Here is a 22,384-nt window from a genome sequence, read left to right on the forward strand (position 1 = left end):
TCCGGACCCCATCGGGCCGCCGAATGTCCCTCGTTAGGCTGGTGCGCGTGTGTGGAATCGTGGGATATGTCGGGCACCGCCCGGCTCTGGACGTCGTCCTCGGTGGGCTCCGGCGCATGGAGTACCGCGGTTACGACTCGGCCGGTGTCGCGGTCCTCGACGGCGCCGGCGCGCTGACCGTTGAGCGCAAGGCCGGCCGGCTGGCCAACCTGGAAGGCCGGCTCGACGAGGTCGGCCGCGAAAACTTCGGCGGCACCGCCGGCATGGGGCACACGCGGTGGGCCACCCACGGTGCGCCGATCGACCGCAACTCGCACCCGCACCGGGACGCCTCGCAGCGTGTCGCCGTCGTGCACAACGGCATCATCGAAAACTTCGCCACCCTCCGCGCCGAGCTCGAAGCCGACGGCGTAGAGATGGCCAGCGACACCGACAGCGAGACCGCCGCTCACCTCATCGCGCGGGCGTACACCGAAGGCGACACCAAGGGCGACTTCACCGCCAGCGTCGCCATGGTCTGCCGCCGCCTCGAAGGCGCGTTCACCCTGGTCGTGACGCACGCCGACCACCCCGACACGATCGTGGCCGCCCGTCGGTCGTCGCCGCTGGTCGTCGGGGTCGGCGAGGGCGAGCACTTCGTCGCCTCCGACGTCGCCGCCTTCATCGAGCACACCCGCGAGGCCGTCGAGCTCGGGCAGGACCAGCTCGTCGTCATCACCCGCGAGGGCTACGAGGTCCTGGACTTCCACGGCGACGCCGCCCAGGCGAAGCCGTTCACCGTGGACTGGGACCTCAGCGCCGCCGAGAAGGGCGGCCACGAGTACTTCATGCTCAAGGAGATCGAGGAGCAGCCCGAAGCGCTGGCCAACACGCTGCGCGGGCACTTCGAGTCCGGCCGGATCATCCTCGACGAGCAGCGCATCTCCGACCAGGACCTCCGCGACGTCGACAAGGTCTTCGTCGTCGCCTGCGGGTCGGCCTACCACTCCGGCCTGGTCGCCAAGTACGCCATCGAGCACTGGACGCGCCTGCCGGTCGAGGTCGAGCTGGCGTCGGAGTTCCGCTACCGCGACCCGGTCCTCGACCGCGACACGCTGGTCGTCGCCGTCTCCCAGTCCGGCGAGACGGCGGACACGCTGGAGGCCGTCCGGCACGCCCGCGAGCAGAAGGCGCGCGTGCTGGCCGTCTGCAACACCAACGGCGCGCAGATCCCGCGCGAGTCCGACGCCGTCCTCTACACCCACGCCGGGCCCGAGATCGGCGTCGCCTCGACCAAGGCGTTCCTCGCCCAGATCGCGGCCAACTACCTGGTCGGCCTGGCGCTGGCGCAGGCCCGCGGCACGAAGTACCCGGACGAGGTCGCGCGCGAGTTCGCCGAGCTCGAGGCCATGCCCGCGGCCGTCCAAAAGGTACTGTCCACTGTGGAGCAGGTGCGGGACCTCGGCCGCCGGATCGCCGACTCGAAGGCGATCCTGTTCCTCGGTCGCCACGTCGGCTTCCCGGTCGCCCTCGAAGGCGCGCTGAAGCTCAAGGAACTCGCGTACATGCACGCCGAGGGCTTCGCCGCCGGCGAGCTCAAGCACGGCCCGATCGCGCTGATCGAAGACGGCCTGCCGGTCGTCGTCGTGATGCCGTCGCCCAAGGGCCGCGCGGTGCTGCACTCGAAGCTCGTGTCGAACATCAGCGAGATCCAGGCGCGCGGCGCCCGCACGATCGTCATCGCCGAAGAGGGCGACGAGACGGTCCGGCCGTTCGCCGACGAGCTGATCGAGGTCCCGGCGGTGCCGACGCTGCTGCAGCCGCTGGTCTCCACCGTGCCGCTGCAGGTGCTGGCCGCGGAGATCGCCCGCGCCCGCGGGTACGACGTCGACAAGCCGCGTAACCTGGCGAAGTCCGTCACCGTGGAATAACACCGCGTAAGAGGGAGGCCGCCGCCGTGCAGGGAATCTGGACCACGGAACGGATTCGCGAAGCGGAGGGGCGGGCGTTCGCCGTCACGCCGGAAGGCGAGCTGATGCGGCGGGCGTCGTTCGGGCTCGCGGTGCAGATCGCGGACCTGCTCGACGACCACACCGGCGGGGTGTCCGGACGCCGGGTCGTCCTGCTGGTCGGCTCCGGCGACAACGGCGGTGACGCGCTGTGGGCCGGGGCGTTCCTGCGCCGGCGCGGAGTCGCCGTCACGGCGATCCTGCTGAAACCCGAGAAGGCGCACCCCGCGGGTCTCAAGGCGTTGAAGCGTGCCGGCGGCCGGGTGGCGTCTGCCGAGGACGGTCCACAGTGGATCGACCGCGCCGACGTCGTGGTCGACGGGATCGTCGGCATCTCCGCCAGCGGCTCGCTGCGGCCGGACGCCGCACGGCTCGTCGACCTGGTCGAGGCGCCGATCGTCGCGGTCGACCTGCCCAGCGGCGTCGACCCGGACACCGGCGCGGTCGACGGCCCGGCGGTGAAGGCGACCCGCACGGTGACGTTCGGCGCGCTGAAGCCGGTGCACGCGCTCGCGCCGTCGTGGTGCGGCGAGGTCGTGCTGGTCGACATCGGCCTCGAGCTGACGGACCCGGACCTCCGGCGGCTCGACATCGTCGACGTCGCGGCCGCCTGGCCGGTGCCCGGCCCGGAGGACGACAAGTACAGCCAGGGAGTCGTCGGCGTCGCGGCGGGCTCGGCGACCTACCCGGGCGCGGCGGTGCTGGCCGCGGGCTCGGCCGTCCGCGCGACCTCGGGTCTCGTGCGGTACGCGGGCCACGCGGCCGACGTCGTCCGCGGGCAGTGGCCGGAGGTCATCGCGACCGGCACGGTGGCCGACGCGGGCCGGGTCCAGGCGTGGGTGGTCGGGCCGGGCATCGGCACCGGCTCCGACGGCCGGGATGTGCTGCGGTATGTCCTGAGCCAGGGCGTCCCGGTCTGCGCCGACGCCGACGCGACGACGATCATCGCGAAGTCCCCGGACGTCCTCGACGCGCGCGACCCGGACACGCCGCTGGTCCTGACGCCCCACGCGGGCGAGTACGAGCGGTTGATGGGCCGCAAGCCGGGCCCGGACCGGGTGACGGCGGCGCGCGAAGCGGCGAAGAAGTACAACGCGGTGGTGCTGCTGAAGGGGCACTGCACGGTGGTCGCGGCCCCGGACGGCCGGGTGGTGGTGAACCGTCCCCGAGGAGCCTGGCTGGCCACGGCCGGTTCGGGTGACGTGCTGTCGGGTCTGGTGGGCGCTCTCCTGGCGGCCGGTTTGGACCCCTGGCTGGCCGCCGCCGCGGCGGCCGATGTGCACTCGCTGGCCGGAGCGATCGCGGCCCAGAACGCCCCGACCTCGGCATCCGGGCTGGTCCACGCGATCCCGGAGGCGATCCGCTCGATCCGCTCGCTAACGTCCTGAGAAGACTTATCGAGTTCTCTGTTAACTTCGCGGGATAAATCTGGTAAGAAGTCCGTGTGAGCGGCGGCACAGCATCCACAGGGGACCGGAAGACCCGGCCGTCCGACGCCGTCGTCGAGCAGCGCCGGCAGGACATCCTCGACCACGTCATCGAGCAGGGTGAAGCCCGCATCGACGACCTGACGACGCGGTTCAAGGTCAGCCTCATGACCATCCACCGCGACCTCGACGACCTGGCCGAACGCCGGCTCCTGCGCAAGCTCCGCGGCAAGGTCGAGGCCTACCCGGCGCTCACCATCGAGACCGCCGCCCGCTTCCGCGACACCCTCCACCACGGTGAGAAGGAAGCCCTCGGCGAAGCCGCCGCGAAGCACGTCCAGCCGGGCCAGACCGTCTTCGTCGACGACTCCACGACCCTCCTCCCGCTGGTCAGGCGCCTGGCCGAGATCGACGCCCTCACCGTCGTCACGAACTCGCTGCACGCCGCCCGGCTGCTCGGGCCCCAGGTCGACGTCGTCCTCGCCGGCGGCCGCTACAGCCACGAGTACGACTCCTGCGCCGGTCCCGAGGTCATCAACCTGCTCGACAGCATCCGCGCCGACGTCGCGTTCGTCTCGGTCACCGCCGTCGCCGTCGGGCGGCTCTTCCACCCGGACCGTGACTACGCCGAGCTGAAGAAGGCGGCCATCAAGGTCGCGAATCACAACGTCCTCGTCGTCGACCACTCGAAGTTCGGCCGCACCGCGACCTACTCGCACGGCGACGTCGGCGACTACGACCTGCTGATCACCGGTGAGGCCACGCCCACAGAGGAGATCGAGGCCGCGCTCAACGCGGGCACCACGATCGAGATCGTCGAACACGTCGCAGAGGGGCAGCCCTATGACAGCTGAGCTGGTCGCCGGCATCGACTCGTCCACGCAGTCGACCAAGGTCGTCGTGTGCGACGCCGAAACCGGCGAGATCGTCCGCACCGGCCGCGCGCCGCACCCCGAGGGCACCGAGGTGCACCCCGACGCCTGGTGGGAGGCGTTCGGCGAGGCGACGAAGGGCCTGCTCGACGACGTCAAGGCCATCGGCGTCGGCGGCCAGCAGCACGGCATGGTCACGCTGGACGAAAACAACGACGTGGTCCGGCCGGCGCTGCTCTGGAACGACACCCGCTCCGCGCAGGCGGCCCTCGACCTCGTCGACGAGCTCGGCGGCCCGTCGGTCTGGGCGAAGTCCGTCGGCTCGGTGCCGGTCGCCAGCTTCACCGTGACGAAGCTGCGCTGGCTGGCCGAGAACGAGCCGCAGCTCGCCGGCCGCGTCGCGCGCGTGCTGCTGCCGCACGACTGGCTGACCTGGAAGCTCACCGGCGGCGACCCGGTCACCGACCGCGGCGACGCGTCCGGCACCGGCTACTTCTCGCCGTCCGACAACGCCTACCGTCTCGACGTCCTGAGCCACGCCTTCGGCGGCCGGACGCCGGAGCTGCCGACCGTGCTCGGGCCGGCCGACGCCGCCGGCCACACCTCGGACGGTGTGCTCGTTTCGGCGGGCACGGGCGACAACATGGCCGCCGCGCTCGGGCTGGAACTCAAGCCCGGCGACGTCGTCGTGTCGCTCGGCACCAGCGGCACCGTGTTCGGCGTCGCCGAGACCGGCGCCGCCGACGCGTCCGGCGAGGTCGCCGGGTTCGCCGACGCCACCGGCCGCTTCCTCCCGCTGGCCTGCACCCTCAATGCCGCCCGTGTCCTCACCGCGACGGCGACGATGCTCGGCGCGACGCTGGGCGAGTTCGACCGCCTCGCCCTGACCGCCGAGCCGGGCGCCGGCGGGCTGACCTTCCTGCCGTACCTGGACGGCGAGCGGACGCCGAACCTGCCCGGCGCGACCGGCTCGCTCGCCGGTCTGACCAGGGAAAACATGACTCCGGCGAACCTCGCGCGCAGCGCCGTCGAAGGCATGCTCTGCGGCCTCGCCGCCGGCCTCGACGCGGTGCGCACGCACGGTCTCGACGTCCAGCGCGTGCTGCTGATCGGCGGTGGCGCGCAGTCGGCCGCCGTCCGCGCGGTCGCGCCGCTCGTCTTCGGCGTGCCCGTGCAGCTGCCCGAAGTCGCCGAGTACGTCGCGCTCGGCGCGGCGCGGCAGGCGGCGTGGGCCTTCTCGGCCGGCGCGGAACCCCCGTCCTGGCAGGAGAACCAGAAGCTCCGGCTCGAGCTGGACGAGCCGACCGAGGCGCAGCGCGCCGAGGGCCACCGGATCCAGCAGCGCCACCTCGAAGCCCGCGAAGCGGCTTACGGGGTCCGGCGGAATCTCGGAGAGGACTGACCGATGGCTTCCATCACCTATGACAAGGCGACCCGGCGCTACCCCGGTTCGGAGCGTCCCGCGGTCGACGCACTGGACCTGGAGATCGCCGACGGCGAGTTCCTCGTGCTGGTCGGCCCGTCCGGCTGCGGCAAGTCGACCAGCCTGCGCATGCTCGCCGGTCTCGAGGACATCGACGACGGCGCGGTCTGGATCGGCGACCGCGACGTCACCCAGCTGCCGCCGCGCTCGCGTGACATCGCGATGGTATTCCAGAACTACGCGCTGTACCCGCACATGACGGTCGCGCAGAACATGGGCTTCGCGCTGAAGATCGCCGGCCGCCCCGCGTCCGAGATCAAGCAGAAGGTCCTCGAGGCCGCGAAGCTGCTCGACATCGTGGACTACCTCGACCGCAAGCCGAAGGCGCTCTCCGGTGGTCAACGCCAGCGCGTCGCGATGGGCCGCGCGATCGTGCGCGAGCCGCAGGTCTTCCTGATGGACGAGCCGCTGTCGAACCTCGACGCCAAGCTGCGTGTGTCGACGCGTACGCAGATCGCCGCGCTCCAGCGCCGCCTCGGCGTCACGACCGTGTACGTCACGCACGACCAGGTCGAGGCCATGACGATGGGTGACCGCGTCGCCGTGCTGTCGGACGGCCTGCTGCAGCAGTGCGACACCCCGCGCGCCCTGTACGACCGGCCCGCAAACGCTTTCGTCGCCGGTTTCATCGGCTCGCCCGCGATGAACCTCGCCACCGCGAAGCTCACGGCCGACGGTGCCGAGGTGGGCGGCGCGCGCGTGCCGCTGTCCCGCGAGACCATCGCCGCGGCCGACGGTGACACCGTGACCCTCGGCTTCCGGCCGGAGGCCCTCGAGGTCGCCACCGGCGAAGACGGCACCCTGCCGATCAAGGTGGACCTGGTCGAGGAGCTCGGCTCGGACGCGTTCGTCTACGGCAAGCTCGCCCAGACCGACGCCGACGACACCCGGCCCAACGTCGTCGTCCGGGTCGACCCGCGCACGCCGCCGGCCATGGGCGACACCCTGCACCTGCGGATCCGTCCCGACGAGCTGCACGTGTTCTCCGCCACGTCCGGGTTGCGCCTGCCCTGACCTCGGGTCATGGGAAACTGGAGGGCGCCATGACCTCCAGTTTTTCCCACGAGCACAGCCCCCGGGCGCAGGTCGACATCGACCTCGACGCGATCCGCCACAACCTCACCCTGCTGGGCGCCCGCGCGCCCGGCTCCCAGGTGATGGCCGTGGTGAAGGCCGACGCCTACGGCCACGGCGCGCTGCCGGTGGCGCGCGCCGCGGTCGAGGCCGGGGCGAGCTGGCTCGGCACCTGCTCGCTCGGCGAAGCCCTCGCGCTGCGCGAAGCCGGGATCACGACCCGGCTGTTCAGCTGGCTGGACGCCCCGGAGGCCGACTTCGCGCCGGGCATCGAGGCCGGCGTCGACCTCGGGGTGAGCAGCACAGGTGAGCTATCTCGCATCGCCGCCGCGACGCCCGCGGGTACCCGGGCCCGCGTGCACCTCAAAATCGACACCGGGCTCTCGCGCAACGGCTGCCCGCCCGCCGAGTGGGCCGGGCTGGTCGAAGCGGCGGCCGCCGAACCGCGGATCGACGTCGTCGCGGTCTGGTCCCACCTCGCGTGCGCGGACGAGCCGGGGCATCCGTCGATCGACCTGCAGGCGAAACGCTTCGCCGACGCCTACGACGTCGCCCGCGCCGCCGGGCTCGACCCGATGCGGCACCTGGCCAACTCCGCGGCCCTGCTGACCCGGCCGGACCTGCACTTCGATCTCGTGCGGCCCGGCATCGCGATGTACGGGCTCAACCCCGTGCCCCAGGACGAAGACCTTCGCCCGGCCATGACGTTCCGGTCGGCCGTCGCGCTGGTCAAGCGGATCGAGGCCGGCGAATCGGTGTCCTATGGGCACACCTGGACCGCGTCCCGCGACACCACCCTCGCGCTCGTCCCGGCCGGGTACGCGGACGGCGTGCCGCGGTCGCTGTCGGGGCGGATGGACGTCTTCCTCGGCGGGCGGCGGCGGCAAGTCGCCGGGCGGGTCTGTATGGACCAGCTCGTCGTCGACTGCGGCGACGACGAACCGGCCGTCGGTGACGAGGTCGTCCTGTTCGGCGCCGGGACCCGTGGCGAGCCGACCGCCCGGGAATGGGCCGACAAGCTGGGCACCATCGACTACGAAATCGTCACCTCGATGTACCGCCCGCGGGTCCGGCGCCGGTATCTGGGGGAGCGCTCGTGACACCTTCACGTCGACTGCTGGCCATCGCCGGGGGAGTCGGGGCCGTGGCCACCGGGACCGCCGCCGCCATCGCCGTCGCCGCGCAGCAGCGGCGGCACAGTGAGGATCCGTACGTGGACGAGCCATTGGGGGAGCTGAAGCCGGACCGGGCTTCGACGGTCGCGGCCGAGGACGGCACGCCGCTTTCGGTCGAGGAGATCGACCCGGAGGACGGCGGGAAGCCGGAACTGACCGTCGTGGGAGTACACGGCTTCGCGCTTTCGCGGCGCTGCTGGCATTTCCAGCGTCGCGACCTCGCGTCGCTTCGGCTGCCTCGCGTGCGTCAGGTGTACTACGACCACCGCGGCCACGGGCTGTCCGGCGCGGCTTCCACCAGGACGTCGACCATCGAACAGCTGGCGCGGGACCTCGACTGCGTGCTGCGGTCGGTGGTGCCCGAGGGGCCCATCGTGCTGATCGGGCACTCGATGGGCGGCATGGTGATCATGGAGCTGGCCGCCGAGTTCCCCTCGCTGTTCGAAGACCGCGTCTGCGGAGTCGCCTTCATCGCGACGGCCGCGGGCGAAGTCGGCGCACGCGGGTTGCCGCGTTCGCTGCTGTCGAAGTACAACCCGCTTACGCGCGCCGCCGGCGGTCTCGCCGGGTGGCAGCCGGGGCTGGTGGAGTTCGTCCGCGCGGCGGGCGGCCAGCTGACGCGGCAGGCGGTTCGGCGGCTGGCGTTCGGCAGCCGCGACGTCGCGCCCCGGCTGGTCGACTTCATGCTCGAGATGCTGGAAGTGACGCCGGTGCGGGGGCTCGTCAACTTCATCGACACCCTCGGCAGCCACAACCGCTACGCCGCGCTGGCCGGGCTGAAGCACGCGGAAGTGCTGGTCATCGGCGGCGATTCGGACCGGTTCACGCCGATCGCGCACGCCGAGCGGATCGCGGCCGAGCTGCCGGACGCCGAGCTGGTGCGCGTCCGCGGCGCCGGCCACATGGTCCAGCTCGAGCAGCCCGAGCTGGTGAACAGCCATCTGATCGATCTCCTGCAACGCTGTTCCGGTGTGGACGGCGAATCCTCGTCCCGGCGAACCTGGTGGTGGCAGCGTTGAGTTTCGTGTTCCCGACCCCCGACGACACGATGGACTTCGGGCGCGCGCTCGGCCGCGCGCTGCGCGCGGGCGACCTGGTGCTCCTGGCCGGCCCGCTCGGCGCGGGCAAGACGACGCTGACGCGCGGCATCGCGGACGGCCTCGGCGTCGGCGGCCGCGTCAGCTCGCCGACGTTCGTCCTGGCCCGGGTCCACCCGGCGGGCGCTCTCGGAGTGCCTTTGGTGCACGTGGACGCGTACCGCCTCGGCGGCGATCTGTCCCAATTGGACGACCTCGACCTCGACACGGACCTGGAGCGCTCGGCGATCGTGGTCGAGTGGGGCGAGGATTCGGCGGAGCGCCTGTCTGCTGATTACCTCGTGGTCCGCCTGGACCGCCGCGAGGACGACGTCCGCGAAGTCACCCTGGAACCGCACGGCACCTGGGCCGGCCGCACCGGCGAGCTGGTCACCCCGGCCCGCCAGGGCTGACGCGACGTCGTGAACGACTCTTTCCTGACGTCCGACGCCAGGAAAGAGTCGTTCACGACGTTCAAGCCGGGCTGACTACCGCGCGGGCCACACCCAGGTCGACCAGGTCCTGGGGCCGCAGCCGCAGCTGGTTGGCGATCTCCGGCACCTCCGAAGCCGGGCGCTTCAGGATCGCCGCCGCGGCTTCCGGGGACGTCACTGAGAAGTACGCGTCCGGCGCCACCCACGTCGACTCCGCCGCGGCGAACGCCAGTGCCCCGCCCGAGCCACCCTCGCCGATCACCAGCGTCGTCACTGGGACGGACGCCGTCGCCACCGCCTCGAACATCTCCGCGATCGCGCCGCCCGCGCCCGCCTGCTCCGCCGCCGCGTCGTTCGCCGCGCCCGGGGTGTCGACCAGCGTCAGCACCGGGATCCTCAGCCGTGATGCCAGCTTGACCAGCCGCGCGGCCGTGCGGAAACCCGACGGCAGCGTCGGTGTACCGCACTGCGCCGCGTACGCGATCGTCCGCCCGTCACGCCAGCCGAAGCCGCACGCGACCCCGTGATCGACCCCGCCGACGCGGTCGCCGCTGACGTCCTCCCGCCAGTCGAAGTACGCGTCGAGGTACTCCGCCGCCCGAGCCCGCGATGGTGACCGCGCCGCCTGGACCGCCTCCCAGCCCGTCGAAGGCGGCGAAGCCGGACGCAGCGCCGAAGGCGGCGGAGCGGCCGCCGACGAACGCGCCGTCAGCAGCCGCAGCCACCGGTCCAGCGCCGGGGCGAGCTCGCCGGGAGAGACGACGGCGTCGACCTGACCCCATTCGAGCTTCGCTTCCGCGGTGTAAGCCTCCGGCGCGTCCGGCGGCCGCACGCGCGACCCGGCGAACCCGACCTGGGCTTCCGGCAGCGCGAGGATGACGTCGGCGCCCGCGCCGAGCGTCGCCCAGCCGCCGCCGGTCGTCGGGTCACGCAGCACCGAGATCCGCGGGATGCCCGACGCCCGCGTCAGCGCCGACGCCCGTGCCACCCGCTGCAGCTGCATGAGGGCGCGCATGCCCTGCTGCATGCGGCTGCCACCGGTCGAGACCAGCGACACTACCGGCAGCCGCGCGTCACGGGCGTGCGCGAACGCCGCCTCGATCCGGTCGCCGGTGCGCTGCCCGAGCGACCCGCCGAGGAACCCGAACTCGAAGGCGATCAGCACGGCTTCGACGTCGCCGATCTTCGCCGTCCCGCAGACGACCGACTCCTTCTCACCCGTGCGTTCCGCGGCCGCGGCGCGGGCTTCGCGGTAGCCCGGCCAGCCGATCGGGCCGTCGGCCGGTTCGTCGCGCAACGGCGTGGGGAACTCCGCGAAGCCGGTCGAAATCGCGGCGAGGACCTCGCGCGCCGGCTGCCTAGGCACCGAGCGCCCGCTTCATGACCTTGCCCATGTCGTTGCGCGGCAACGCGTCCAGGTACCGGACGACCCGCGGGCGCTTGTGCGGTGCGAGGAGCTTCGCGACGTGGTCGGCGAGCTCCTCGGCGGCCGGTGGCTCACCGGACGGCACGATCCACGCCACGATCCGCTCGCCGAGGTCGTCGTCCGGTTCGCCGGTGACGGCCGCCTCGGCGACGTGCGGGTGTTCGAGCAGCGCGTTCTCGATCTCGCCCGCGCCGATCTTGTAGCCGCCGCTCTTGATCAGGTCGGTCGCCTTGCGACCGACGATGCGGACGTACCCGTCGGCGTCGCGCGTCGCCATGTCGCCGGTGCGGAACCAGCCGCCGTCGAACGCGGCCGTGGTCGCGTCCGGGCGGTTGAGGTACTCGGTGAACAGGTTGGGGCCGCGCACCTGGATCTCGCCGACCGCGTCGACGTCGTCGATCACCTCGCCCGCGTCGCCGACCAGCCGCAGTTCGACGCCCAGGAGCGGAACGCCGACCGTGCCGGGCTTGCGCTCGCCGTCCGCGCGGACGCTCGTGTTCATCAGCGTCTCGGTCATGCCGTAGCGCTCGACGACCTGCTGGCCGGTCGCCTCGGTGATCCGCTGGTGGTCGTGCACCGGCAGCGCCGCGGACCCGGAGACCAGCAGGCGGGCGCCCCGCAGGGCTTCGGCCAGCTTGGGGTTTTCGCCGGCTTCGCCCGCGATGCGGTGGTACATCGTCGGCACGCCGAACATCATGGTGGCGCCGTTCGCCAGCTCGTGTGCGACGCCGTCGGTCGAGAACCGGCCGAGGTGACGCACCGAGCCGCCGCGGCGCAGCGGGCCGAGGATGCCGAGGATCAGCCCGTGCACGTGGAACAGCGGCAGCGCGTGCACCAGGACGTCGCCGCCGGTCCAGCCCCACGCGTCCTCGAGGGCGTCCAGTGTGGTCGCGAGCGCGCGGCGGGGGAGGACCACGCCCTTCGGCGGCCCGGTGGTGCCCGAGGTGTAGACGATCAGGGCGGGCGTCTCGGGGTCCGGCTCGTCCCACGTCCCGGCGTCGCCGCCGGTCAGCGGGATGTCGCGGCGGGGGAGCTCGGCCAGGCCGGCGGGCAGCTCGGCGCCCGGCTCGGCCAGGACGAGGGCCGGTGCGCAGTCGGTGAGGATGTGCGCGAGCTCGCGTTCGCCGATCTTCGGGTTGAGCGGCACCGCCGGCACTCCGGCGAGCAGCGCGGCCACGACCGCGACGCTCGTGTGCACGGTCGGGGTCGCCCACACCGCGACGCGGTCGCGCGGCAGGTCGCGGGCGAGGCCGCCGGCTACCGCGGCGAGCTCGGCATAGGTCAGCGTGTGTTCGCCGAAGCGCAGGGCTTCCTTGGCGGCGCCGTCGCCGAGCTTGGGGAACAAGGGGTCGGGCACCGCGGGGACCTCCCAGTGTCGAACTCGAAACGCACGTTACCGTGCTGATCCGTCCCCTGCAGCAAGCGGCCGAAGGCGCTGGTCGTAGGCTGGGACACCGTGTTGGTACTGGCGATCGATACCTCGACCCCGGCGGTGACCGCGGGCGTCGTCGCGCTGGACGGCGACAGGGTCGAGACGCGCGGAGACCGTGTCACGGTCGATCCCCGAGCCCACGGCGAGCTGATCACCCCGCACGCGCTGGCCGCTGCCGAAGCCGCCGGGGTGTCCTTCAAGGACCTCGACGCGATCGTCGCCGGTGTCGGCCCCGGGCCCTTCACCGGCCTGCGCGCCGGGATGGCCACTGCCGCAGCGCTCGGCTACGCCCTCGGCATCCCGGTGTACCCGGTCTGCAGCCTCGACGCACTGGCCGCCGATGTCACCTCCGCCGACGTCACACCGGGCGACCGCGCTTTCCTCGTCATGACCGACGCGCGCCGCCGCGAGGTCTACTGGGCCGCCTACGACGCCGCCGGGCAGCGCACCGACGGGCCGCACGTCCAGCGCCCCGCCGACGTCGAGACCGGCGTGGAGGTGGCGGCCGGCGACGGTGCCCTCCTCTACGCCGCCGTGCTCGGCGTCCGGCCGATCGAGCCGCGTTTCCCGTCGCCCGCGGGGCTGGTGAAGGCCGCTCGGAGCGCTTTGCTCGCTTCGGAGACACCGGAACCGCTGACGCCGTTGTACCTGCGCCGTCCCGACGCCGTCGAGCCCGCCGCCCCGAAACGGGTGACCGCTCCGTGAGACTCGAGCCGCTGCGCCGCAGGGACATCGCCCGGTGCGTCGAGATCGAGCAGATCCTCTTCCCGGGCGACGACCCGTGGAGCTCCCGCGCGTTCCACTCCGAGCTGGACGCGGGCAACTTCTACCTCGCCGCGCGCCCGGACGAGGGCGACGAGCTCCTCGGCTACGCCGGGCTGGCCGTCGTCGGGCGCCGCCGCGGCGAGTACGAGGCGACCGTGCACACCATCGGCGTCGCCCCCGAGTACCAAGGCAAAGGCATCGGCAAGACGCTGCTGCGGGCGCTGCTCGAGCGGGCCGACGAGTTCGAGGCACCGGTGTTCCTCGAGGTCCGCACGGACAACACGACGGCTCTCGCGCTGTACGAGAGCCATGGCTTCGAACGGCTCGGCATCCGGAAGCGCTACTACCAGCCCTCCGGCGCCGACGCGTACACGATGGTCCGCCCGGCGCGGGCGCGAGACGAGGTAGCAGGCTGATGTCACGCATCATCATGGGCATCGAAAGCTCGTGCGACGAGACCGGCGTCGGCCTGGTCCGGCTGCACGACGACGGCGCGGTCGAGCTGCTGGCCGACGAGGTCGCCTCCAGTGTGGAGCAGCACGCCCGCTTCGGCGGCGTGGTGCCCGAGGTCGCCAGCCGCGCGCACCTGGAGGCGATGGTCCCGACGACCGAACGTGCCTTCGCCACCGCCGGTCTCTCACTGTCCGATGTGGACGCCGTCGCGGTGACGGCAGGCCCGGGCCTGGCGGGCGCACTGCTCGTCGGCGTCTCGGCGGCCAAGGCGTATGCGACGGCGCTGGAGGTGCCGCTGTACGGCGTCAACCACCTGGCCGGGCACATCGCCGTCGACACGCTGCAGCACGGGCCACTGCCCACGCCCTGCCTCGCGCTGCTGGTTTCGGGCGGGCACACGCAGCTGCTGCGCGTCGACGACATCGCGTCTTCGATCACCGAGCTGGGGTCCACAGTGGACGACGCGGCGGGGGAGGCGTACGACAAGGTCGCGCGCGTCCTCGGTCTTCCGTATCCGGGCGGCCCGCCGATCGACAACGCGGCCAAGAACGGCAACCCGGCGGCGATCGCGTTCCCGCGCGGCATGACGGGGCCGCGCGACGCGAAGTTCGACTTTTCCTTCTCCGGCTTGAAGACGGCGGTGGCCCGCTGGGTCGAAGGCGCGGCTCGCCGCGGCGAGGAGATCCCGGTGGACGATGTCGCGGCGTCGTTCCAGGAGGCCGTCGCGGACGTGCTGACCGCGAAGGCGATCCGCGCGGCGAAGGAACAGGGAATCGGCACGATCGTGATTTCCGGCGGCGTGGCGGCGAACTCGCGGCTGAAGGAACTGGCGGCCGAGCGCTGCGCGGCGGCGGGGATCGAGCTGCGCGTCCCGCGCCCGCGCCTGTGCACGGACAACGGCGCGATGATCGCGGCCCTGGGTGCGCACGTGGTGGCGGCGAAGCGCCCGACATCGGCGTTGGACTTCAGCGCGAACCCGGCGTTGCCGGTCGAGGTGGTCTCGCTCTGACATGAAGCGGTGGCTGGGGCGGGGAATCAACTTCGGCAACGCGCTCGACGCGTGGGGTGACGGTCCGGAGCTGCCACTCGACGAGCGGTACTTCGACGAAGTGGCCGAGGCCGGCTTCGACACCGTCCGCCTGCCGGTCCGGTGGTCGGCCCACGCCGAAGCCGCCCCGCCGTATTCGATCGATCCGGCGTTCTTCGAGCGCGTCGACGCCGGCGTGGACGCGGCGCTCCGCCGTGGTCTGAACGTCGTGGTGAACGTCCACCACTACCACGAGTTCTGCACCGAGCCGGAGGAACACGGGCCGCGCTTTCTCGCGCTCTGGCAGCAGATCGCGGCCCGCTACGCCGGTCACTCAGGCCGGCTCTGCTTCGAACTGCTCAACGAGCCACGCGGTCAGCTCACCGCGGTCCGGTGGAACGCCATCCTGGCGGAGGCACTCGCCGTCGTCCGCGCGGCGGACCCGGAGCGCACCGTGATCATCGGGCCCGCCGAGATGAACAGCCCCGACGCGCTGACCGCGCTCGCCGTCCCCGGCGACGACCACCTGATCGCCACGATCCACTACTACGCCCCGTTCGAGTTCACCCACCAGGGCGCCGGCTGGGTCGAGGGGGCGGCTCGATGGCTCGGTCGCACCTGGGGCGACGCCGCCGACGAGAACGCCGTGCGCACCGATCTGGCCAAGGTCGCGGCGTGGGGACGCGAACAGCGGATTCCGCTGTTCGTCGGTGAGTTCGGAGCCTTCTCCCGGGCCGACATGGCCTCCCGTGCGCGGTGGACGACCTTCGTCCGGACCGAGGCGGAGCGGCTCGGGATGAGCTGGGCCTACTGGGAGTTCGGCACGGACTTCGGCGCCTTCGACCTCGAACTCGGCGCCTGGCGCGAGCCGCTGCGGCGGGCACTCCTCGGCGACGGGGATTCCCCGCGCTGAGAGCACTCAGGAAGCCGCGACCTCGCGCCGGGCCGCGGACGCCACCCCGAGCAGCTCCTCGATCGCCGCGACCGCCAGGATCGCCGCATTGCCTTCGCCGTAAGGGTTTCCGACCTGCGCGGGACGCAGCTCACCGCTCAGGACCCGCGCCGCCGTGTCGGCGATGCGGGCGGTGTCCGTGCCCACCAGCCACGCGCATCCCCCCTCGACGACCTCCGCCCGCTCGGTGACGTCCCGCAGCACCAGCACCGGGGTGCCGAACGTCGGCGCCTCCTCCTGGATACCGCCCGAGTCCGTCAGCACCAGCGACGCCAGCCGCAGCGCGCGGACCAGGTCCGGGTACTCCAGCGGGTCCGTGACCGTCACCCGCGGCAGCCCGCCCAGCGCCGCCTCGACCTGGCCGCGGACCCGCGGGTTCGGGTGGGCTGGGAACAGCACCTGCACGTCCGGGTGCTCGGCCACGATCAGCTGCACCGCGGCCAGGGTCCGCTCGAGCGGCTCACCCCAGGACTCGCGGCGGTGCGACGTCACGAGCACCAGCCGTTCACCCGCCTCCGCGATCTCCATTTCCAGCAACGCCAGCGCCGTGTCCCGCGCCGGGACGTCACGGGCCGCGATCTCCAGCACCGCGTCGACGATGGTGTTGCCCGTGACGGCGATCCGTTGCCGCGCAACGCCTTCCGTGCGCAGGGCCGCCGCCGCGCCGAGTGTCGGCGCCAGGTGCAGCGCCGCGATCCTCGACACCATCTGCCGCGCGGCCTCCTCCGGGAACGGCGCCGCGAGGTCGTGCGTGCGCAGCCCGGCTTCCAGGTGGACCACCGGGATGCCCAGCCAGAACGCGGCGAGCGCGCCCGCGAGCGTCGTCGTCGTGTCGCCCTGGACGACCAGCGCGGCCGGGGTGTGCCGGCGCAGCACGCCGTCGAGCGCGGGCAGCAGGCCGGCCACGAGCTCCGCCTGGCTGCCGGTGACCCGCGGCGGCACGTCCAGCCACGCGTCCGCGGCGAGGCCGAACGGTTCCAGGGCCTGCTCGACCATGCCCGCGTGCTGGCCGCTGTGCACCAGGACCGGCCGCAGCACCGGATGCCTGTCCAGGGCCAGTGCGAGCGGCGCGAGCTTGAGCGCTTCCGGCCGGGTCCCGGCCAGCACCATCACATCCACCGTGCGGTGCTCCTTCTCCACGTAGTTCAGTATCCCGGAAAATTTCCGCCTGCAGGCCGTAGGAGTTGCCCAGTATCCAGGCTCTGCAATTTCTCCCGTAGGCCGCCGGCGCGCGAGGGGCACACGCCGGCGGCCCGTGTCTCAATCCCGCGCCTGGGAGAGACGGCGGTTGCGGCGGTGGACGGCGATCAGCACACCGGTCCCGAGCAGGACAAGGAGCACGCCGACGGCCAGCCACCACCCGAGGTCGGCGCCGGTGGCGGCGAGGGTGCCCACGCCACCTCCGGCCACGCCGACGCCCGCACCCGGCATCCTGTACATCCGGGCCTCACTCAGGCCCGGGCCGCGCGACGGCGGAGGATGCGCGTGCCGACCGGGACCGCGATCGCGCCGAGCAGGCCGAGCCCGATCCACAGGCCCGCGCCGGACGCCAGCGGCATCGGCGGAGCGGCCGGGCCGCAGGTCGCGGACGAGACGATCACGTCACCCGAGCCGAGCGCTTTGAGGCCTTCGCCGAGCAGCTTCACGTGGACGGCGTTGACCGTGAGGCTGCCGTCTTCGTTCTTGATCTGCTCGTTCAGGATGATCGTCGCGACGTTGACCGGGCCGAGGCCCACCTTGATCTGTGTGTTCGGCGCCGGGGTGGCGTCGACGGCACCGATGCTGCCGAGGTTCGCGCCGACCAGCTTGGTGCTGCCCTCGACGCCCTTCTGCGTCGCGGTGCAGACGGCCTCGACGAGCTTGATGCCGACGTCGCCGAGGGCCGGCTTGAGCAGCGGCAGCCCGACGTCGGCGGTGCTCGCCTTCGCCGTCACCGCACCGGAGTTCTCGTCGCGCTTGGCCTCGGTGTTGATGGCGCCGGCCTTGAGGATGCCGGGCAGGTCGACCTTCGCCAGGCTGCTGCTGGTCGGGCCCGCGGTGTTCGCGGCCGCGAACGGGCCCGCCTTCACCGCTTCCTGGCCGAGCAGCTTGACGTCGACCTTGACGCCGTACGCGGATCCGTCGCCGGGGGCCGCCGAAGCGGGGGCCGCGCCGGCGAGCACGACGCTCGCCACGACCGCGGCGAGCAGGCCGCCACGGCGCGCGAGGGAGCTCTTCTTCAACTGATCCTCCGAATTTCGCTGGAGTTATCGGGGGGTGCGTGACCGCGGCGCGGAGGGAACCGGCTTGCCTCGACTCGGCACGCGAATCGACTATCGCGAAGTGCGGCGCGAATAGCACTCGATATTTCCCGAATCACCGGATCGGGTATGGCCGTTCGGTGTTTCCGCAGGTCGCGTTCGGCGTCACTCGAACGGCGGAACAAGTTTGGTGAAGGTCCAGCCGATTGGGTCGGCGTTTCCCTCCTTCGGGGTGGAAACGTGGGCCACTCATGTCTTACGCTCGCCCGGGGTCCGCAGCTTGATCGAAGAATCGACACCGAGAGGAACGTCGTGGCCGTAGCGAGCGCTCCGAACGCAGGAATGGCAAAGTTTCCGCTGGTCATGGCGTTGAGCGCGCTGGCTGCCGCGGGTGTTGCGGTGGTGCTGGCCGAGCGGTTCTACCGCGAGCTGGAAGTGCGGCTCGCCGGGGCCATCCTCGATCTGTTCACTACATCGGGTGTTTATGTCGCCCCCGATCGGGAGTCCGTTTACTTTGGGTTGAGCAGTGCTGCGCCGTTCGGGTTGAGAATGACGCCAGAATGTTCTTCGGCGTTCCTTTTGCTCCCCTTGGTCGTTGTGACGATGGTCATGATGTACTTCCGGCCTTCGAATGCCCGGCGGCTCTTCTTTTCGCTCGGCATTTCCGCTGTCGTCGTCGTTCTGGTGAACCAGCTGCGCATTCTCACGATCGTCGGTCTCGTGCACTGGTTCGGCACCGACGAGGGCTACTACTGGGGCCACACGCTGCTCGGCTCGATGGTCAGCGTGTTCGGCGGCGCCGTCTCGATCGTCCTGTTCGTCTGGCTGGCCACCCGGAAGAAGAAGGCATGAGCGTCAAGGTCCTGCTGGCGATCACGCAGGCGTTCGCGCTGACCATGAGCGTGGCGTTCCTCGTCTACGTGGTCGTGATCGTGGTGCCCTACCTGCGCCGCAAACCCGCCCCGGTCGGCGATCCGGCCGGCTTCACCTGGCACTTCTTCGTGCCGTGCCGCGACGAGCAGACGGTCATCCGGGAGACCATCCGCTATCTGCGGACGACGTTCCGCAAGGCGCACGTCTGGGTCGTCGACGACGACTCGGAGGACCGCACCGCCCGCGTCGTCCGGATGCTGTGGCGGCGCCACGGCGGCTACGACCCGTACCTGCACCTGGTGCCGCGCGTGCGGCCGGAGGCCCGGACCGGCAAGGGGGACGCGCTGAACGCCGCCTACCGGGCCCTGAACGACTGGATGGGCCCGGACGCTTCGCGCGACGACGTCGTCGTGGTGGTCGTCGACGCCGACGGCCGGCCGGCGCCGAACTGCCTCGAAGTCTGTGCGGCGGACCACCTCTTCGGCGACCCGGAGGTCGGGGCCGTGCAGCTCGACGTCCGGATGGGCAACGCCGGGACGCCGCCGCCGTCGCGCAACCCGGTCGGCCGCTGGTTCGGCCTGAAGCTCGCCCAGTTGCAGGACCTGGAGTTCCGGACGGCGATCGCGGCAATCCAGACGTCCCGCGGGTTCACCGGCACGATCTCCATGGGCGGCAACGGCCAGTTCACGCGGCTGACGGCGCTCGACTCGATCGCGGGCGGCGAGGGGCAGCCGTGGCGCGGCTCGCTGCTGGAGGACTTCGAACTCGGCGTCCACCTGCTGACAGCGGGCTGGCGCACCGGGTTCACCCCGGATTCCCATGTGTCGCAGGAAGGGCTGTACAGCTTGCGGCGGTTCCTCGTGCAGCGCACGCGGTGGGGTCAGGGCACCATGCAGTGCGCCCGCTACCTGCGGCGGATCTGGGATTCACCGCACGTCAGCACCCTCGGCGCGGCGGAGATGATGTACTACCTCGCCCAGCCGTGGCTGCAGCTGCTCGGCTCGCTGCTGTACCCGATCCCGTTCGTGCTGCTGGTGGCCGGCACCGCGGGCGATCCGGCGCAGATGTGGACGTGGTTCACCGGCGGCGCCTGGATCCTGTTCGCCGTCTACGGCTCGTTCGGGCTGCTGCCGTTCCTCGTCTGGGGCCCGATCTACCAGCTGAAGTGCTTGCGCAGCAAGAACATCCTGCGCGGCCTGGGCATGGGCCTCGCCTACGCGGCGTACATCTACACGTTCTACGTGACGTCGTGGCGTGCGTTGTTCCGCCTGGTGCGCGGCCGCAACGGCTGGGCGAAGACGCGCCGCAACACCGAACAGGCGGCCGGGGCGAAGGTCGCGCTCGACGCCTGAAAAGCCGTGAATGGCACATTGAGGGACTTGAAGTCCCTCAATGTGCCATTCACGGACATCGCGTCAGAACGCCGGCAGGATCCGCACGTCGTCCGCCTTGACGAACGCGATCCGGTGCCCGAACTGGATCTGGACGTACCTGAGCTTGCCCTTGACGACGACGTGATCGGACACGTCGAACGTCACCGCGTAGTAGTACTCCGAGCCGGCTGTCCCGGCCGAGGAGTACTTCTGGCCCGCGGACAGCGTGTACGGCAGCGGCGTGATCGCCTGCACCGGCACGTTCGCCGGGTAGGCCTCCGGCTCGGGGTAGGCCCGCCCGTACACCGGCACCGACGCGAGGCCGGGCTTCGGCGTCACGACCCAGCCGATCGCGGGCTTCGCGACGCGAGCGTTGCGCGGGTTGGGGAACCAGCCCTTCTGCCCGAGGTACCAGATCGCGGTCCAGTCGCCACGGACCTCGGCGACGGCGTACTGCTGCCCGGTCGCGACGCGGCTGCCGACGTCGGCGACGTCCATTGTGGACACCGAGCCGTCGGGGTGGAGGCCGGCGTCCTTGAGCAGCGGCGAGGTCTCACTGGGCTCCGAGTGCAGCACGACCGCCTCGGAACCGCGCGGCGCGCACGGCTGCCCGGCGGTGTCGCAGCCGGTGAACGCGGGCTGGTTCTTCGCGAAGTCCGGGTCGATGGTGACCAGCGACGAGCCGGGCAGGCCGAACCCGCCGAGCGGCGCGCCGAGCAGGTCGAAGTAGTGCGACCAGTCCCAGTAGGGGCCCGGGTCCCAGTGCATGCCCTTGATCGTCGCCGGGGTCGTGCCGGGCACGTTGTCGTGGCCGATGATGTGCGCCCGGTCGAGCGGGATGCCGTACTTGCGCGCGAGGTAGCCGACGAGCTTCGAGCTCGAGCGGTACATGGCCTCGGTGTACCACGTGCCCTTGGCGGCGAAGCCCTCGTGCTCGATGCCGATGGACTTCGCGTTGACGTACCAGTTGCCGGCGTGCCAGGCGACGTCCTTGGCCGGCACGTGCTGGGCGATCAGGCCGTCGTTCGAGCGGATGGTGTAGTGCCAGCTCACGTACGTCGGGTCCTGGGCGAGCTTCAGGACGCTGTCCCAGTAGCCCTCGGTGTCGTGGATGACGATGTGGTCGATCTTCTGGCTTTCGGGCCGGTTCGCGAGGTCGTGGTTGCCGTAGTCGTCCTTCGGCAGCTGCTGGTAGGGCGCGGGGACGGACTCGCAGGCGACGCGCCGGGGGCATTCGACGCCCGCGGGGTTCCCGCCGTGCTGCGGCAGCGTGAGGCCGGCCGTCGCGGCGAGCGTGACCTGCTGGCCGTCGTCGGTGGTGCGGGTCACGCCGCCGGCGATGGTGTCGAAGACCTCGTCGGCGAAGGTCTGCGCGGCGGTGGCGTCCGTGGAGCCGCTGTAGCGCGTGACGGCGCCGTACCAGTCCTGAGCGTCGCCGCCGCTGTTCTTGCCGAGCTCCCGCTGGAACTGCGCGAGCAGGGCGGCGCCGCCCCGGATGTTCTGGGTCGTGTCGGTCCGCAGGGTCGCCGCGTCGGTCCGGAGCAGCTGCGCGGCCCGGTCGACGGTCTGCAGTTCGGCGGGCGGCGGCACGGCGGGCCCGGCCTGCGGGTGCAGCGCGGGACGGGCGTCGTCGCCGCGCGGGTCCTCGCTGCCTTCGTCGTGGTGGCTGGTCGCCACCCCGGCCGCGCGCAGGTCGGTGAGGTGCATCGGGCCGTAGCCGGCGGAGGTGCTGGGCGTGCCGGCGTTGGAGTCCCACCGGGACTCCAGGTAGGAGACGCCGAGCAGGACGTTCTCGGGAACGCCGAACTCGCCGGCGGCGGCGGCGAAGTCACGCTGCCGCTGACTGCTGGTATCGGCGTACGCGGGAGTGGCCAAACCGGCGAGAAGAGCAACGGCGGCGGCGACGGCCGCCGTTCTCGGGACAGGGCGGGACATGGGCATAAACCCCCAGGGTTCAGGTGCCAGACGTGAGCACCTAACCAGAAACTCACCCAGGGGGTAAGAGCTCGCCGGGTGGACCGGCCCCCGGGGGAACAAACCGGCCGGTCAGGCCGCCCACGTGGGCGGCTCACACGCCCGGGTGCACCCTCCTTGCACGACTGGCACTCACGTGGCTAGAACACCGGCGGATTTTCGGTGACATTCAGTCACTGTTCGGCGCGCTGGTGAGAGTGACTTTCCGCCTTGTGTCAGGCAAAAGGTGCGATTGCCGAAGTTCCGGCGTCTGGGACTGTCTGTGACGATCATCGGTGGTTCGGTGGTGTCCACGGAACAGGCGCGGAACAAACCCGGAACGCGGATGTGCCCCCGGACC

General features: G+C 71.7%; 20 protein-coding genes. 14 read left to right on the top strand and 6 right to left on the bottom strand.

From position 1 onward, the window contains the following. Window positions 1-47: 47 nt before the first annotated feature. The 8 genes from glmS to tsaE are packed head-to-tail and all read left to right on the top strand — an operon-like array spanning window position 48 to window position 9,508. On the top strand, window positions 48-1,910 hold the full coding sequence (gene glmS / locus A3CE_RS0127175; protein WP_026468897.1) for a glutamine--fructose-6-phosphate transaminase (isomerizing): 1,863 nt from the start codon (window positions 48-50) through the stop codon (window positions 1,908-1,910). Window positions 1,911-1,936: 26 nt separating this feature from the next. After that, window positions 1,937-3,376 (top strand): bifunctional ADP-dependent NAD(P)H-hydrate dehydratase/NAD(P)H-hydrate epimerase, encoded by a 1,440-nt coding sequence (locus A3CE_RS0127180; protein WP_020643251.1) that lies wholly within the window; start codon window positions 1,937-1,939, stop codon window positions 3,374-3,376. A 56-nt stretch (window positions 3,377-3,432) separates the two neighbouring features. Then, complete coding sequence (locus tag A3CE_RS0127185; RefSeq protein ID WP_020643252.1) at window positions 3,433-4,269, top strand: DeoR/GlpR family DNA-binding transcription regulator; 837 nt, start codon at window positions 3,433-3,435, stop codon at window positions 4,267-4,269. Beyond that, on the top strand, window positions 4,259-5,689 hold the full coding sequence (gene xylB, locus A3CE_RS0127190) for a xylulokinase (protein WP_020643253.1): 1,431 nt from the start codon (window positions 4,259-4,261) through the stop codon (window positions 5,687-5,689). The genes A3CE_RS0127185 and xylB overlap by 11 nt, the downstream gene beginning before the upstream one ends. Window positions 5,690-5,692: 3 nt before the next feature. After that, window positions 5,693-6,784: an ABC transporter ATP-binding protein gene (locus A3CE_RS0127195; RefSeq protein ID WP_020643254.1), complete on the top strand. Its 1,092-nt coding sequence runs from the start codon at window positions 5,693-5,695 to the stop codon at window positions 6,782-6,784. Between the two features lie 29 nt (window positions 6,785-6,813). Next, on the top strand, window positions 6,814-7,944 hold the full coding sequence (alr, locus tag A3CE_RS0127200) for an alanine racemase (RefSeq protein WP_020643255.1): 1,131 nt from the start codon (window positions 6,814-6,816) through the stop codon (window positions 7,942-7,944). Continuing rightward, a complete protein-coding gene (locus tag A3CE_RS0127205; protein WP_026468898.1) occupies window positions 7,941-9,038 on the top strand; it encodes an alpha/beta fold hydrolase in 1,098 nt (365 codons plus the stop codon). The genes alr and A3CE_RS0127205 overlap by 4 nt, the downstream gene beginning before the upstream one ends. Further along, the gene (gene tsaE, locus A3CE_RS0127210) at window positions 9,035-9,508 is read left to right on the top strand and encodes a tRNA (adenosine(37)-N6)-threonylcarbamoyltransferase complex ATPase subunit type 1 TsaE (RefSeq protein ID WP_026468899.1); all 474 of its coding nucleotides are present in this window, start codon (window positions 9,035-9,037) and stop codon (window positions 9,506-9,508) included. The genes A3CE_RS0127205 and tsaE overlap by 4 nt, the downstream gene beginning before the upstream one ends. A 61-nt stretch (window positions 9,509-9,569) precedes the next feature. Here tsaE and A3CE_RS0127215 read toward each other — a convergent pair whose 3' ends face one another. Both A3CE_RS0127215 and A3CE_RS0127220 read right to left on the bottom strand, forming a co-directional pair. Beyond that, window positions 9,570-10,895 (bottom strand): carboxyl transferase domain-containing protein, encoded by a 1,326-nt coding sequence (locus tag A3CE_RS0127215; RefSeq protein ID WP_020643258.1) that lies wholly within the window; start codon window positions 10,893-10,895, stop codon window positions 9,570-9,572. Then, window positions 10,888-12,312: an acyl-CoA synthetase gene (locus A3CE_RS0127220; protein WP_020643259.1), complete on the bottom strand. Its 1,425-nt coding sequence runs from the start codon at window positions 12,310-12,312 to the stop codon at window positions 10,888-10,890. Before A3CE_RS0127220 ends, A3CE_RS0127215 begins: the two co-directional genes overlap by 8 nt. A gap of 99 nt (window positions 12,313-12,411) precedes the next feature. Here A3CE_RS0127220 and tsaB point away from each other — a divergent pair, with 99 nt between their 5' ends. Genes tsaB through A3CE_RS0127240 form a run of 4 tightly spaced genes read left to right on the top strand, consistent with a single transcriptional unit; the run spans window position 12,412 to window position 15,545 of the window. Then, entirely contained in the window at window positions 12,412-13,092 is a 681-nt protein-coding gene (tsaB, locus tag A3CE_RS0127225) for a tRNA (adenosine(37)-N6)-threonylcarbamoyltransferase complex dimerization subunit type 1 TsaB (protein WP_026468900.1), read from the top strand. Then, window positions 13,089-13,568, top strand: coding sequence for a ribosomal protein S18-alanine N-acetyltransferase (rimI, locus tag A3CE_RS0127230; RefSeq protein ID WP_020643261.1), 480 nt, complete (start codon window positions 13,089-13,091; stop codon window positions 13,566-13,568). Before tsaB ends, rimI begins: the two co-directional genes overlap by 4 nt. After that, window positions 13,568-14,614: a tRNA (adenosine(37)-N6)-threonylcarbamoyltransferase complex transferase subunit TsaD gene (gene tsaD, locus A3CE_RS0127235; RefSeq protein WP_020643262.1), complete on the top strand. Its 1,047-nt coding sequence runs from the start codon at window positions 13,568-13,570 to the stop codon at window positions 14,612-14,614. Before rimI ends, tsaD begins: the two co-directional genes overlap by 1 nt. A gap of 1 nt (window position 14,615) precedes the next feature. Then, the gene (locus A3CE_RS0127240; RefSeq protein WP_020643263.1) at window positions 14,616-15,545 is read left to right on the top strand and encodes a glycoside hydrolase family 5 protein; all 930 of its coding nucleotides are present in this window, start codon (window positions 14,616-14,618) and stop codon (window positions 15,543-15,545) included. A 6-nt stretch (window positions 15,546-15,551) separates the two neighbouring features. Here the strand turns inward: A3CE_RS0127240 and wecB are convergent, their stop codons facing one another. The 3 genes from wecB to A3CE_RS0127255 form a co-directional block, all read right to left on the bottom strand. Further along, window positions 15,552-16,703: a non-hydrolyzing UDP-N-acetylglucosamine 2-epimerase gene (wecB, locus tag A3CE_RS0127245; RefSeq protein WP_026468901.1), complete on the bottom strand. Its 1,152-nt coding sequence runs from the start codon at window positions 16,701-16,703 to the stop codon at window positions 15,552-15,554. Window positions 16,704-16,844: 141 nt separating this feature from the next. Then, window positions 16,845-17,024, bottom strand: a complete 180-nt coding sequence (locus A3CE_RS0127250) for an LPXTG cell wall anchor domain-containing protein (protein ID WP_026468902.1) — start codon at window positions 17,022-17,024, stop codon at window positions 16,845-16,847. An 11-nt stretch (window positions 17,025-17,035) separates the two neighbouring features. Beyond that, window positions 17,036-17,806 (bottom strand): choice-of-anchor protein CoaP, encoded by a 771-nt coding sequence (locus tag A3CE_RS0127255; protein ID WP_020643266.1) that lies wholly within the window; start codon window positions 17,804-17,806, stop codon window positions 17,036-17,038. Between the two features lie 381 nt (window positions 17,807-18,187). Between A3CE_RS0127255 and xrtP the strand changes: the two genes are divergently transcribed. Together xrtP and A3CE_RS0127265 are read left to right on the top strand one after the other, a co-directional pair. Continuing rightward, on the top strand, window positions 18,188-18,676 hold the full coding sequence (gene xrtP, locus A3CE_RS0127260; RefSeq protein WP_026468903.1) for an exosortase P: 489 nt from the start codon (window positions 18,188-18,190) through the stop codon (window positions 18,674-18,676). Next, window positions 18,673-20,049 carry an XrtP-associated glycosyltransferase gene (locus A3CE_RS0127265; RefSeq protein WP_020643268.1) on the top strand — a complete coding sequence of 459 codons (1,377 nt, stop codon included), beginning with the start codon at window positions 18,673-18,675 and terminating at the stop codon, window positions 20,047-20,049. The genes xrtP and A3CE_RS0127265 overlap by 4 nt, the downstream gene beginning before the upstream one ends. A 63-nt stretch (window positions 20,050-20,112) precedes the next feature. On the opposite strand, the gene A3CE_RS0127270 is transcribed toward A3CE_RS0127265, so the two are convergent. After that, a complete protein-coding gene (locus A3CE_RS0127270) occupies window positions 20,113-22,005 on the bottom strand; it encodes an N-acetylmuramoyl-L-alanine amidase (RefSeq protein WP_026468904.1) in 1,893 nt (630 codons plus the stop codon). Between the last annotated feature and the right edge of the window lie 379 nt (window positions 22,006-22,384).

This window comes from Amycolatopsis balhimycina FH 1894, assembly GCF_000384295.1.
GTDB classification, from domain to species: Bacteria; Actinomycetota; Actinomycetes; order Mycobacteriales; family Pseudonocardiaceae; genus Amycolatopsis; species Amycolatopsis balhimycina.

What these genes read in the sequence shown, in the direction of transcription:
- xylB (WP_020643253.1), top strand. Translation starts at nt 4,259, where the DNA reads ATGACAGCTGAGCTGGTCGCCGGCATCGACTCGTCCACGCAGTCGACC.
- A3CE_RS0127195 (WP_020643254.1), top strand. Translation starts at nt 5,693, where the DNA reads ATGGCTTCCATCACCTATGACAAGGCGACCCGGCGCTACCCCGGTTCG.
- alr (WP_020643255.1), top strand. Translation starts at nt 6,814, where the DNA reads ATGACCTCCAGTTTTTCCCACGAGCACAGCCCCCGGGCGCAGGTCGAC.
- tsaD (WP_020643262.1), top strand. Translation starts at nt 13,568, where the DNA reads ATGTCACGCATCATCATGGGCATCGAAAGCTCGTGCGACGAGACCGGC.
- A3CE_RS0127240 (WP_020643263.1), top strand. Translation starts at nt 14,616, where the DNA reads ATGAAGCGGTGGCTGGGGCGGGGAATCAACTTCGGCAACGCGCTCGAC.
- A3CE_RS0127250 (WP_026468902.1), bottom strand. Translation starts at nt 17,024, where the DNA reads ATGTACAGGATGCCGGGTGCGGGCGTCGGCGTGGCCGGAGGTGGCGTG.
- xrtP (WP_026468903.1), top strand. Translation starts at nt 18,188, where the DNA reads ATGGCGTTGAGCGCGCTGGCTGCCGCGGGTGTTGCGGTGGTGCTGGCC.
- A3CE_RS0127265 (WP_020643268.1), top strand. Translation starts at nt 18,673, where the DNA reads ATGAGCGTCAAGGTCCTGCTGGCGATCACGCAGGCGTTCGCGCTGACC.
- A3CE_RS0127270 (WP_026468904.1), bottom strand. Translation starts at nt 22,005, where the DNA reads ATGTCCCGCCCTGTCCCGAGAACGGCGGCCGTCGCCGCCGCCGTTGCT.